The organism is Microvirga sp. P5_D2 (assembly GCF_054049475.1).
In genome coordinates, this window is record NZ_JBFUMH010000062.1 from 1 (window position 1) to 12559 (window position 12559).

At 62.8% G+C, this 12559-nt stretch carries 15 protein-coding genes and 1 pseudogene; 15 read left to right on the top strand and 1 reads right to left on the bottom strand.

Annotated features, from left to right (window positions below):
* From ACXJKO_RS16515 to rplQ, 9 genes and pseudogenes are all read left to right on the top strand, one after another.
* A pseudogene (locus tag ACXJKO_RS16515) lies at positions 1–242 on the top strand (30S ribosomal protein S5); the annotation flags it as partial.
* Between the two features lie 14 nt (positions 243–256).
* Positions 257–463 carry a 50S ribosomal protein L30 gene (gene rpmD, locus ACXJKO_RS16520; protein ID WP_457092177.1) on the top strand — a complete coding sequence of 69 codons (207 nt, stop codon included), beginning with the start codon at positions 257–259 and terminating at the stop codon, positions 461–463.
* 10 nt (positions 464–473) lie between these two features.
* Positions 474–947: a 50S ribosomal protein L15 gene (gene rplO / locus ACXJKO_RS16525; RefSeq protein ID WP_457092178.1), complete on the top strand. Its 474-nt coding sequence runs from the start codon at positions 474–476 to the stop codon at positions 945–947.
* A 203-nt stretch (positions 948–1150) separates the two neighbouring features.
* Entirely contained in the window at positions 1151–2488 is a 1338-nt protein-coding gene (secY, locus tag ACXJKO_RS16530; protein WP_457092179.1) for a preprotein translocase subunit SecY, read from the top strand.
* A 59-nt stretch (positions 2489–2547) separates the two neighbouring features.
* Complete coding sequence (locus ACXJKO_RS16535) at positions 2548–3129, top strand: adenylate kinase (RefSeq protein ID WP_457092180.1); 582 nt, start codon at positions 2548–2550, stop codon at positions 3127–3129.
* 195 nt (positions 3130–3324) lie between these two features.
* Positions 3325–3693, top strand: a complete 369-nt coding sequence (gene rpsM / locus ACXJKO_RS16540; protein ID WP_457092181.1) for a 30S ribosomal protein S13 — start codon at positions 3325–3327, stop codon at positions 3691–3693.
* A 79-nt stretch (positions 3694–3772) separates the two neighbouring features.
* Positions 3773–4162, top strand: a complete 390-nt coding sequence (gene rpsK / locus ACXJKO_RS16545) for a 30S ribosomal protein S11 (RefSeq protein ID WP_457092182.1) — start codon at positions 3773–3775, stop codon at positions 4160–4162.
* A gap of 104 nt (positions 4163–4266) precedes the next feature.
* Positions 4267–5292, top strand: coding sequence for a DNA-directed RNA polymerase subunit alpha (locus ACXJKO_RS16550; RefSeq protein WP_457092183.1), 1026 nt, complete (start codon positions 4267–4269; stop codon positions 5290–5292).
* 120 nt (positions 5293–5412) lie between these two features.
* Positions 5413–5835 carry a 50S ribosomal protein L17 gene (gene rplQ, locus ACXJKO_RS16555; RefSeq protein ID WP_457092184.1) on the top strand — a complete coding sequence of 141 codons (423 nt, stop codon included), beginning with the start codon at positions 5413–5415 and terminating at the stop codon, positions 5833–5835.
* Between the two features lie 52 nt (positions 5836–5887).
* Here the strand turns inward: rplQ and ACXJKO_RS16560 are convergent, their stop codons facing one another.
* Positions 5888–6553 (bottom strand): 3'-5' exonuclease, encoded by a 666-nt coding sequence (locus ACXJKO_RS16560; protein WP_457092185.1) that lies wholly within the window; start codon positions 6551–6553, stop codon positions 5888–5890.
* A gap of 132 nt (positions 6554–6685) precedes the next feature.
* Here ACXJKO_RS16560 and ACXJKO_RS16565 point away from each other — a divergent pair, with 132 nt between their 5' ends.
* The 6 genes from ACXJKO_RS16565 (at position 6686) to ACXJKO_RS16590 (ending at position 12556) form a co-directional block, all read left to right on the top strand.
* Entirely contained in the window at positions 6686–8104 is a 1419-nt protein-coding gene (locus ACXJKO_RS16565) for a Do family serine endopeptidase (RefSeq protein ID WP_457092186.1), read from the top strand.
* A gap of 63 nt (positions 8105–8167) precedes the next feature.
* On the top strand, positions 8168–9475 hold the full coding sequence (locus ACXJKO_RS16570) for a replication-associated recombination protein A (protein WP_457092187.1): 1308 nt from the start codon (positions 8168–8170) through the stop codon (positions 9473–9475).
* Positions 9476–9531: 56 nt separating this feature from the next.
* On the top strand, positions 9532–10224 hold the full coding sequence (locus tag ACXJKO_RS16575) for a tetratricopeptide repeat protein (RefSeq protein ID WP_457092188.1): 693 nt from the start codon (positions 9532–9534) through the stop codon (positions 10222–10224).
* A 3-nt stretch (positions 10225–10227) separates the two neighbouring features.
* Positions 10228–10614 (top strand): fluoride efflux transporter CrcB, encoded by a 387-nt coding sequence (crcB, locus tag ACXJKO_RS16580; protein WP_457092189.1) that lies wholly within the window; start codon positions 10228–10230, stop codon positions 10612–10614.
* Between the two features lie 77 nt (positions 10615–10691).
* Positions 10692–11975, top strand: coding sequence for an RluA family pseudouridine synthase (locus tag ACXJKO_RS16585; RefSeq protein ID WP_457092190.1), 1284 nt, complete (start codon positions 10692–10694; stop codon positions 11973–11975).
* A gap of 119 nt (positions 11976–12094) precedes the next feature.
* Positions 12095–12556 (top strand): hypothetical protein, encoded by a 462-nt coding sequence (locus tag ACXJKO_RS16590; protein ID WP_457092191.1) that lies wholly within the window; start codon positions 12095–12097, stop codon positions 12554–12556.
* Positions 12557–12559: the final 3 nt, after the last annotated feature.

The following is a 12559-nucleotide window of genomic DNA, read 5'->3' on the forward strand; positions in this document are numbered from 1 at the left end:
GTACCGGCATCATCGCCGGCGGCCCGATGCGCGCCGTCTTCGAGGCGGTCGGCATGCAGGACGTCGTGTCCAAGTCGCTCGGCTCGTCCAACCCCTACAACCTCGTTCGCGCGACGTTCGACGCGCTCAAGAACGAGGACAGCCCGCGTTCCGTGGCTGCTCGCCGTGGCCTGAAGGTCTCGACGCTGCAGGCTCGTCGTCGTGACGCCGATGCGTCCGCCGACCTCGGCGCTGATGCGTAAGGGGGGCTTCCAACATGGCAAAGAAGCCTGCAGCTGCAGCAACAACCATCACCGTTGAGCAGATCGGTTCGCCGATCCGCCGCGAGTCCAAGCAGCGTCAGACGCTGATCGGTCTCAAGCTCAACAAGCTTCACCGCACCTCGACCCTCGAAGACACGCCGTCCGTGCGTGGCATGATCGAGAAGGTCAAGCACCTCGTGCGCGTTGTCGACGGGCAGTGAGGAGAGCGTCATGAAACTGAATGAAATTCGTGACAACGAAGGTTCCACCAAGAACCGCATGCGTGTCGGCCGTGGTATCGGCTCCGGCAAGGGCAAGACCGGCGGTCGTGGCGTCAAGGGACAGACGTCCCGCTCGGGCGTAGCGATCAAGGGTTTCGAAGGCGGCCAGATGCCTCTGCATCGTCGTCTGCCGAAGCGCGGCTTCAACAAGCCGAACGCGATTGATCTCAACGAGGTCAATGTCGGTCGCATCCAGCAGGCCATCGAGGCCGGCAAGCTCGACAAGGCCGCTGCGGTTACCGTCGAGTCGCTGGTTGCCGCCGGTGTTGTCTCCAAGCCGCGCGACGGCGTGAAGATCCTCGGCGTCGGCGAGCTCAAGGCTAAGCTGTCCTTCCAGGTCCACGGCGCGTCCAAGTCGGCCGTCGAGGCGATCGAGAAGGCTGGTGGTTCGGTGACCCTTCTGGGCGCCGTTGCGCAGGCGTGAGCCAGCGCCCACATTAATCAAGATCCAAGCGGCGGCCCGCGTCTGATCGCGTGGCCGCCGTTTGTGTGTTGTGAGTTCAGAATTTTTCCGTTTGACTGCGCTTCCTGGAAGCACAATCAAGCAAATGCCTCTCAGGTTTGCATGGTCGGATYGGACAACGGGTCCTTGAGGTCGGTCATGCTTGGGTATTTCGGGGACGAAACATGGCTTCAGCAGCCGAGCAACTAGCCGCAAACATCAATTTCGGTTCGATCGCCAAAGCCGAGGAATTGAAGAAGCGCATTTGGTTCACCCTCGGCGCGCTCATCATCTATCGCCTTGGTACCTACATTCCGCTGCCCGGCATCGATCCGGAGGCTCTTCGTCAGAGCTTCCAGGGCGCCAGCGGTGGCGTTCTCGGCCTCTTCAACATGTTCTCGGGCGGCGCCGTCGAGCGCATGGCGATCTTCGCCCTGAACATCATGCCGTACATCTCGGCATCGATCATCGTGCAACTTCTCACCTCCGTTCTGCCCTCTCTCGAGGGGCTGAAGAAGGAAGGGGAGTCCGGCCGCAAGATCCTCAACCAATACACCCGCTACCTGACGGTCTTCCTCGCGCTCTTCCAATCCTGGGGCATCGCGGTGGGATTGCAGGGCTCCGGCAACATCGTGCTCTCGCCTGGCCCGTTCTTCCTGATCTCCACGGTGATCACGCTGACCGGCGGCACCATGTTCCTCATGTGGCTCGGCGAGCAGATCACTTCGCGCGGCATCGGTAACGGCACCTCGCTGATTATCTTCGCGGGCATCGTGGCGAATCTACCCACGGCCATCGCCGGCACCCTCGAACTCGGCCGTCAGGGCGCGATCTCGACCGGCCTGATCATCGGCGTGATCGCCATGGCCATCGCGATCATCTACTTCGTGGTGTTCATGGAGCGCGCCCAGCGCCGCCTGTTGATCAACTACCCGAAGCGCCAGGTCGGCAACCGGATGTATGAGGGGCAGACCTCGTTCCTGCCGCTCAAGCTAAACACCTCGGGCGTGATTCCGCCGATCTTCGCCTCCTCGCTGCTGCTGCTGCCAGCCACTATCGCCAGCTTCCAGAGCAGCGCGGACGGTACCGGCATTATCTCGACACTCACGACCTATCTGGGCCATGGCCGGCCCGCCTACATGTTCATGTATGCGGCGCTGATCGTGTTCTTCGCGTTCTTCTACACGGCCATCGTGTTCAACCCGACCGAGACCGCGGACAACCTGAAGAAGCAAGGCGGCTTCATTCCGGGCATCCGTCCCGGCGAGCGGACCGCCGATTTCATCGATCAGGTGTTGACTCGCATCACGGTTCTTGGTGCAGCCTATCTCGTCATCATCTGCCTGATTCCAGAGCTTCTGGTGTCATATGCAGCCCTGCCATTCTACTTTGGCGGTACTTCGCTTCTGATCGTTGTGTCTGTTACCATGGACACCGTGGCCCAGGTTCATGGACATCTGCTGGCTCACCAGTATGAGGGTCTCGTGAAGAAGGCGAAGCTCAAGGGCGCGCGGCGGCGGTAAAAGCGGGTTCCACGCCGGGCGAGGCGAGGGCACCTGAGATAAGTGTGAGGGGGACGTCGATGAGGATCATCCTGCTGGGGCCGCCTGGGGCCGGCAAAGGCACCCAGGCCGTGCGTCTGGTCGAGCGCCTGGGAATTCCCCAGCTCTCGACCGGCGATATGCTCCGCGCAGCGGTGGCTGCCGGCACGCCGGTGGGCCTCAAGGCCAAGGCTGTGATGGACCGGGGCGATCTGGTGTCGGACGATATCGTCGTCGGCATCATCGCCGACCGGATCGAAGAGGCGGACGCCAGGCAGGGCTTCATCCTCGACGGCTTTCCCCGGACCGTAGCGCAGGCCGAGGCCTTCGACGCCATGCTGGCCGAGAAGGGCCTGAAGCTCGATGCGGTCATCGAGTTCAAGGTCAACGAGGGCGAACTGGTTGAGCGTATCGTCAAGCGGGCCAGGGAAACCGAGGCCCGGGGCGAGCCAGTCCGCAAGGACGACAACCCCGACATCTTCAAGACCCGCCTCGAAGCCTACCGGACTCAAACGGCTCCGCTTTCGGCCTATTACCAGGGCAAGGCGACACTGAAGACCGTGGATGGCATGCGGCCCATCGACGAAGTCACCGAAGCGGTCAAGGGAATCCTGGGTTGCTAAGGGATAGGGGGCTTGACGAACGGGCTTAAACCCGTTACGGGCATGCCTCTTGCACAAGAACCTGCATATCCAGAGGGTTTCGTGAGGAACCACTCTGGCTTGTTGCGTTCGCAATAAACCCGCGCATGGGCCGGCCTCCACCGGACGCGCGATAACATCAACGGAAGCTCAGGCTTCGACACATGGAGACAGACGATGGCCCGTATAGCAGGCGTCAACATCCCGACAGCCAAGCGCGTTGTGATCGCGCTTCAGTACATCCACGGCATTGGCGCCAAGAAGGCCCAAGAGATCGTCGAGAAGGTCAACATCCCGGCCGAGCGCCGCGTGAACCAGCTGACCGACGCCGAAGTTCTGGCAATCCGCGAGACCATCGACCGCGACTATATCGTGGAAGGTGACCTTCGCCGTGAAGTGTCCATGAACATCAAGCGCCTCATGGATCTCGCCGCCTACCGTGGCCTTCGTCACCGTCGCAGCCTGCCCACCCGTGGCCAGCGCACGCACACGAACGCCCGTACCCGCAAGGGCAAGGCGAAGCCGATCGCCGGCAAGAAGAAATAAGTTTTCAGCGGCCACCCCTCCGGGTGGCCCTTATCTCCCGAGCGCCTGGCATGACGGGCGCGTTTGAAGGACCTTTGGAATGGCTAAAGAAGCAACCCGCGTCCGCCGCCGCGAACGTAAGAATATCGTCTCCGGCGTGGCGCATGTGAACGCCTCGTTCAACAACACCATGATCACCATCACCGATGCCCAGGGCAACACGATCTCGTGGTCCTCGGYCGGCGCGATGGGCTTCAAGGGCTCGCGCAAGTCGACCCCGTACGCCGCGCAGGTTGCCGCTGAAGATGCGGCCCGCAAGGCTTCCGAGCACGGCATGCGCACCCTCGAGGTCGAARTTTCCGGTCCCGGCTCCGGCCGTGAGTCCGCGCTGCGCGCCCTCCAGTCGGCAGGCTTCACCGTCACCTCGATTCGTGACGTGACGCCGATCCCGCACAACGGCTGCCGTCCGCGCAAGCGTCGCCGCGTCTAATCGCGCGAGCTACAACGAGAGTGGTTGGTAGTTTGTCGTTCGCCTCGGGCAACCACGAACTACCAACGACTGACGATCAACTATTCGCCACTCGCTAAGAGAAGGTGTCGACCGTGATCCAAAAGAACTGGCAAGAACTGATTAAGCCGAACAAGCTCGAAGTTGCTCCCGGCGACGATCCGAAGCGCATTGCGACGGTCGTGGCTGAGCCGCTTGAGCGCGGTTTCGGCACGACGCTCGGCAACTCCCTGCGTCGCGTTCTGCTGTCGTCGCTCCAGGGCGCCGCGGTGACGTCGATCCATATCGACGGCGTGCTGCACGAGTTTTCCTCCATCCCGGGCGTCCGCGAGGACGTGACGGATATCGTCCTCAACGTGAAGACGATCGCCATCAAGATGCWGGGCGAGGGCCCGAAGCGCATGACGCTTCGCAAGACCGGCCCCGGTGCTGTCACCGCTGGCGATATCAACACCGTTGGCGACGTGCAGATCCTGAACCCCGAGCTGGTGCTCTGCACTCTCGACGAGGGCGCCGAGATCCGCATGGAGTTCACCGTCGATACCGGCAAGGGCTATGTGCCGTCCGAGCGCAACCGCGCTGAGGATGCCCCGATCGGCATGATCCCAGTCGACTCGCTGTACAGCCCGGTCAAGAAGGTGTCCTACCGTATCGAGAACACCCGCGAGGGCCAGATTCTCGACTACGACAAGCTCATCATGACCGTCGAGACCAACGGCGCCGTGACCCCTGAGGATGCCGTGGCTTATGCCGCCCGCATCCTGCAGGATCAGCTCCAGGTCTTCGTAAACTTCGAAGAGCCCCGCAAGGAAGAGGCTGCCGCCGCCGCGCCGCAGCTTCCGTTCAACCCGGCGCTGCTCAAGAAGGTCGACGAACTCGAGCTGTCGGTCCGCTCGGCGAACTGCCTGAAGAACGACAACATCGTCTATATCGGCGACCTCATCCAGAAGTCCGAGGCGGAAATGCTCCGCACCCCGAACTTCGGCCGCAAGTCGCTGAATGAGATCAAGGAAGTTCTGGCCGGCATGGGCCTGCACCTCGGCATGGACGTGCCGGGCTGGCCGCCGGAGAACATCGAAGATCTCGCGAAGCGCTTCGAAGAGCACTACTAAGAATTCCGAAGCCGCCCCTCGAACGAATGGGCGGCTTCGATCACCCCGTCGGAAAACCGGCGGTAATTAAAGAGACGGCCGTACCTTGGCACGGCGGCCGGAAGATTTAGGAGAAAGCCAATGCGTCACGGATTTCGTGGTCGTCGCTTCAACCGCACGACCGAGCACCGCAAGGCAATGTTCGCCAACATGGCGGCTGCCCTGATCAAGCACGAGCAGATCATCACCACGCTCCCGAAGGCGAAGGACCTGCGTCCGGTCGTCGAGAAGCTGATCACGCTCGGCAAGCGCGGCGACCTGCATGCCCGCCGTCAGGCCATGTCCCAGCTGCGCGACGAAGGCATGGTGAAGAAGCTCTTCGCCGTCCTCGGCCCGCGCTACCAGGAGCGTAACGGTGGCTACACCCGCGTCCTGAAGGCCGGTTTCCGCTACGGCGACAACGCTCCGATGGCCGTGATCGAGTTCGTGGACCGCGACGTTGATGCGCGCGGCCAGGATTCCGGTCCGACCCAGAAGGACGAGCTCGTCGAGGCCGCTGAGTAATCCTCTGCGCCAGCTAGAATTCATGAAGGGCGGCTCTCGGGCCGCCCTTTTCTTATGCCCTGATGAGATCAGCGACCTTGCCGTGCGGCCGTGCCAGCGAGGAGCGCAGGGGCCGGGATGGTACTGGCTTCATGTTGGTCGGATCGCCGTGCATCGCCTCGGGAAAGCGGAAGCGGTAAGGACAATCGTGCAGCCAGAGGAAAACCGACATGGCGAGCCAGGCGTCCTCCAAGGCTCCGTGCGTATGTCCAATGCGTGTAAGGCCGATCTGTGAACAGGCCGTGTCCAGTGATGCGGAGCGGGTTACCCCTCGGCGCCGATAAGCGGCGAGAGTGCAGAACAGGGAGCTGCCGATTGGCGGGAAGCCGGATGCGGAGAGTTCCCGGCTGATGAACTTGGCGTCGAAGCTCACATTGTGGCCGACAACAACCGGCGTCTCGTTCAGAAATTGCCAGATCGTCTCGGCATGATCATTGAAGGCGTCCTGGTGCCGAAGCGCCCAGTTCGAGAAACCGTGAATCTGCTCCGCGCGAGGATGGCTGTCACGCCCCGGATCGAAGACAAGATACATCCATTCCGCCTCCAGGGAGCCGGTTTGAACGGACGCTGCCGATATCTTCACGAGCCCAATGGAAACGACACGATCTTCCGCGCCTACGCCTGTGGTTTCCACATCCGCGAAGACAAGCTCAGAATGCTTCAGAAGACCGTTTTCCATGGATATCCTTAGCTTTGCGGAGGACAGCGCGTCCGATGCCGCCCGCAGATTTTGTGAGCGAAGCAGGTCAACTCTTTTGCGTTTTTTCGAATTCAGATTATTCCGTTCCCTTTGCAACAGGAAACTGCAGCTATGCGTCCATCAGCCCTTCGCGCGCTCCCCGGCCTGTGCCTCAGCTTCGTCCTGTGCTGCGGCTCCTTTACCAGCGCCTTGGCCCAGACCCAGCGCGTTGCTCCCGAGAGCAAGGCTCAGATCCAGCTGTCCTTCGCGCCGGTCGTGAAGCAGACTGCCGGTTCGGTGGTCAATGTTTACGCCACCCGCTCCGAGCGGAGGCAGAACGCGGCCATGGAGGAGTATTTCCGCCGCTTCTTCGGGGACAACGCGCCCGGCGTTCCGCGCGGACGGGGCCAGAGCTCGCTGGGCTCCGGCGTCATCGTCGATTCTTCCGGCCTCGTCATCACCAACAACCACGTCATCGAGAATATGAACGAGGTGAAAGTGGCGCTCGCCGACCGGCGCGAGTTCGAGGCGGATATCGTGCTGCGTGATCCCCGCACGGATATCGCGGTGCTCAAGCTCAAGGACGCCACAAATCTGCAGGCCATCGAGCTCGGCGATTCCGAGGCCCTGCAGGTGGGTGACATCGTGCTGGCCATCGGTAACCCCTTCGGCGTCGGGCAGACGGTGACGCAGGGCATCGTCTCGGCGCTTGCCCGCACTCAGGTCGGCATTTCCGACTACCAGTTCTTTGTCCAGACGGATGCAGCCATCAATCCCGGCAATTCCGGCGGCGCGCTCATCGATATGAACGGCCGCGTGGTCGGCATCAACACGGCGATCTATTCCCGCTCGGGCGGCAGCATCGGCATCGGCTTTGCCGTGCCTTCCAGCATGGTGCGCGTAGTGCTCAATTCCGCCAAGGGTGGCGCCCGCAACGTGGTCCGTCCCTGGCTCGGCGCCCGCCTCCAGCCGGTGGACGGCGATATCGCGACCGGCCTTGGCCTTGAGCGCCCCACCGGCGTTCTGGTCACATCGGTTTATGAAAAAGGCCCGGCTGCCGAGGCCGGCTTGAAGCGAGGCGATGCCATTCTCTCGGTGGACGGCCAGTCCATCGATAACCCCGATTCCTTCGGCTACCGCTTCACCCTCAAGGGAACACAGGGCCAAGTGCCGATCACCATTCTGCGCGGCGGCAAGCAGAGCAATATCCAGGTCAAGCTTACGCCCCCGCCGGAGACGCCCTCGCGGGATCCGGTCAAGGGCCGCGCCCGCACGCCGTTCGCGGGGGCGACCCTCGTGAACATGTCGCCAGCGGTTGCCGACGAATTACAGGTCGAAGTCGGGGATGACGGCGTGGTCGTCGCGGAGCTCGAGGAACGCAGCGTTGCCGCAAGCCTCGGCTTCGAGAAGGGCGACCAGATCGTTGCCATCAATGGCGAACGTCTGAGCTCCACCAAGGATGCAGAGCGCATGATCGACCGCGCCGGCGGCTATTGGGAGATCACCGTCAATCGCGGCGGCCGCGTCTTCACCACGGTTCTCGGGCGATAAGCGCGACGGCAGCCTGCGGATGAGCTATTTGTATCGGCTCGCCTTTACGAGTTCGTGAGTCTCATGAGCGACCTGTTTTCATCCGCCGGCCTCGATCAGAACGCCCCTCGGCCCCTGGCCGACAGGATGCGGCCGCAGAAATTGTCCGAAGTCGTCGGCCAGGATCATCTGGTCGGGACGGACGGCATTCTCACCCGCCTGATCGCCTCGAAATCCCTCGGCTCCCTGATCTTCTGGGGGCCGCCCGGCACCGGCAAGACCACAGTCGCGCGGCTGCTCGCCCATGAGACCGAGCTTCACTTCGACCAGATCTCGGCGATCTTTTCCGGTGTTGCCGACCTGAAGAAGATGTTCGAAACGGCCCGGCATCGCCGGTCCACGGGCAAGGGCACGCTGCTGTTCGTGGACGAGATCCATCGCTTCAACCGCGCCCAGCTCGATGCCTTCCTGCCCGTCATGGAAGATGGCACGATCACGCTCGTGGGCGCGACCACGGAGAACCCGTCTTTCGAGCTGAACGCGGCGCTGCTCTCCCGCGCGCGGGTGCTGCTGTTCAAGTCGCTCGATGAGGAAGCGATTCAGAAAATCCTTCTAAGAGCCGAGGAGATCACCGGAAAATCCCTTGCGCYCGACGAGGAGGCGCGCGCCTCTCTCGTGCGTATGGCGGATGGTGATGGCCGAGCGGTGCTGACGTTGGCCGAGGAGGTCTGGCGCTCGGCGAAGCCGGAAGAGATCTTCGATGCGGAGCAGCTGCAGGAAATCATCCAGCGCCGCGCGCCGATCTACGACAAGGGGCAGGAGGGGCATTACAACCTGATCTCCGCGCTCCACAAAACTGTCCGCGGTTCCGACCCAGATGCGGCGCTCTATTATCTCGCGCGCATGTTGGACGCGGGCGAGGATCGCCTCTTCATCGCCCGCCGTCTCGTGCGCATGGCGGTGGAGGATATCGGCCTTGCCGATCCGCAGGCGCTGGTAGTTGCCAACGCTGCCAAAGACGCCTTCGATTTCCTCGGCTCGCCCGAAGGAGAACTGGCGCTTGCTCAGGCCGCGGTCTATCTCGCTACCGCACCGAAATCGAACGCGCTCTACACCGCCTATAAGGCGGCGACGGCGGTGGCGAAGGAGCACGGTTCGCTCATGCCGCCCAAGACCATCCTGAACGCGCCCACGAAGCTCATGAAGACAATCGGCTACGGCGCGACCTATCGCTACGATCACGACGAGCCGGATGCCTTCTCGGGCCAGGATTACTGGCCGGAGAAGCTCGGGCGGCAGCAGTTCTACGAGCCGGTGGACCGGGGCTTCGAGCGTGAGGTGAAGAAGCGTCTCGACTGGTGGGAAAAGCTCAGGCGCGAGCGGGAAGAGTAACATTGTATTGAAATGGCCAAGCCTCAAGCTAAGCTCGGCGGAGCTGGGAGGCTGCCATGACAATACGATTTGCGATCATCCTGTGTGCCTTGGGGCTGTTTGTCCCTTCCATCGCTCAGGCTCAGAAGATTGAGGTTGCACCCGGGATCACAGTGACCCGTAAGACCTATCCGGTGCCGAGCAACGAGGCGCCCTTCTTCAACTTCGTGGAGAAGAACGAAGCGCAGAAGGCGGCAGATCAGCGGTTGATCGCGGGCATTCTCCAACAGGGGTATGATCGTGCGAAAGCGGCGAACTTAGCCATCGTGAGCGGCAGCCGAGCTTTCATGCAAGACCGGGATCCCGCGACGGCCGCGAAACGCTTCAACCAAGCCTATCTCCTCGATCCGCAGCAGAGTGGCATCTATCATGGCTTCGCAATGGTGGTCGCCCATCGCTTCCGGGATTTCGAGTATGCGGATGAGCTGTACCGGGTCGCAGCCCGGATGAAGTCGCCTGCTGCTTCCTTGAGCGCCGATCATGGTCGGATGTTTCTCCTGGCGGGACGCCCCGTTGATGCGGTGCCGCTTCTCAAGAAAGCTGTCGTCGATATGCCGAGTTGGGCGGTGCCTCGCATGAATCTCGCCTGGGCCGTCCTGATGAGCGGTGACAAAGTCGAAGCTTGCCGCCTGAAAGCGCAGGTGAAGGGGCAGGATCTGGAGAATCTGCTACAGGAACTGGAGATGTTTCAGCAAAAGGCCAATTGCTAGGCTATGCAGGCTTATCTCCTCGTCTTCCTCGGCGCCGGTATAGGCGGGGCGCTTCGACATGCGGTGAATGTCGGCTGCGCCCGCCTGTGCGGCACCGCATTTCCGTGGGGCACCATGACGGTGAACGTGATGGGGTCATTCATCATGGGGGCCATCGCGGGGTGGCTCGCCTTCAAGGCCGGGGAGGGATGGAGCCAGCCTCTGCGCCTGTTCCTGACAACGGGCATTCTCGGCGGCTTCACGACCTTCTCCGCCTTCTCCCTCGATGTAGTGCTGATCTGGGAGCGCGGACAGCTGGGCCTTGCAGGGGCCTATATGGCGGCGTCCGTTCTTCTGTCGATTGCAGGTCTCCTCGTGGGGCTTGCCGCTGTCCGCTCTCTCGTCGCTTAGATTCTGTGCAGGCTTGCCCTGCTTCGTCAGCGTTCAGGAGAATTGCCGCCGGTGCGGCGCTCTGCTACCCACATCGCATGAGAAAGAATGGTTCAGGACAGAATGGCGCCCGCAGCGGCGGACGCTCGGGCACCCGGCAGGGTTTTCGCTCGCGCGAGGAGAAGCCGGTGCGTGGGGGCAGGGCCGCCAAGGAAGGCGCCGTGAAGGCCGCCGCCAAGGCGGCAGGAAAGGCCCCCAGTCGTGCGCGCCCGGTATCGGAGAAGCGTGAGCGGCCCGTCGAGAAGGCGATAGCCAAGCCTGCCGCCGCCGAGGCACCGAACAAGCCTACGCGCGCCCAAGCCAGGGCTGCGGCCCAGGAGGTTCTGGCGACCGGCGTGCAGACGCTGGTGGTCGAGCCGGACGAGGCCGATATGCGCGTCGACCGTTTCCTTGTCGCGCGCTTTCCCCAGCTCGCCTTCACCCATATCCAGCGCATCGTCCGTAAAGGCGAGCTGCGCGTCGACGGCAAACGGGCCCAGCCCAACGATCGCCTGACCGCGGGGCAGAAGGTTCGCATTCCGCCGCTGAAGCTCGACCAGCCGCGACCGGTTTCCCGCAGCCCGGCGAAGGACCAGAGCGATCTCGACTTCCTGAAGTCGATCACGCTCTATGAGGACAAGGACGTTCTCATCATCAACAAGCCCATGGGGCTTGCCGTGCAGGGCGGCTCGGGCACCACGCGGCACGTGGACGGGCTGCTCGCATGTATGACGGACGCTGACGGGCAGAAGCCGCGCCTCGTCCACCGGCTCGATAAGGACACGGCAGGCTGCCTCGTCATCGCGAAGACGCGCTTTGCCGCGTCCACGATGGCGAAGTCCTTCCGCGCCCGCACCACGCGCAAGATCTATTGGGCGCTGGTGGCGGGCGTGCCACGCGTGCGGCAGGGCAGGGTCTCCACCTACCTCGCCAAGGAAGGCGACGAAGGCGATTCCCGCATGAAGGTGGCGCATCATGGCGATGAGGGCGCGAGCCACGCGCTTACCTACTACGCCACCATCGACACGGCGGCGCAGAAGCTCGCATGGCTGTCGCTGAAGCCGGTTACGGGGCGCACGCACCAGCTGCGCGCGCACGCGGCCCATATCGGCCATCCCATCGTCGGCGATCCGAAATATTTCGACATCGAGAATTGGGAATTGCCCGGCGGCATCCAGAGCAAGCTGCACCTGCTCGCGCGGCGCATCGTCATCGCGCATCCGAGAACGGGCAAGCCCATCGATGTCACCGCGCCGCTGCCGCCGCATATGCAGCAGAGCTTCAACCTGCTCGGCTTCGATACGAGCCAGTATGATCCCATCGTCGAAGCGCCCGAGGAGTAGAGCGGGCGTTACCTCCTTCGGGCTCCTCCGCCGTCGCACTTTTGCCGTGCGTTCGGCGCACCATGCCACGACTCGTTCGGCCTGATGGGCCGTGCGGGCCATTGGCAAGGAGGAGATCGATGGAACACAAGGATCTCGACACTCTCCGTATCGTCGCCGACGTTCAGCCGAGGACTCTGACCCAGCCGGAACGACTTCAACGCTGGATCGACCTTCTCGAACGCGATCCGACGCGCCGACTCAATTCTCTTGGTGAAATCGAGTACAAGCCGCCGGCGGAGCGGGCGCTCGTCCGCGAGGATAATTCTCCGCTCAGCATTGCCTATGCGGACCCGGTTCTCAGGGCGGATGGTCTCGAGAGCGATAGGCTCGGCGATGTCATGCGCTATTTCGAAATCTCGGACGGGCAGGCGCATTACGCCCTGTGCTCATGCCTCAGCGGGCACACGGCGGAAGCCGGTTCCTTCGCCCGGAGATTGCGCAACAGCACGGGCAGCACCGCCTGGCATTCCGCCATCGGAGCCTGGGCGCTCGCCAGCCTCGCCGTCAGCCTGCCGGGTATCATCTACCTGCTGAGCTGAAAC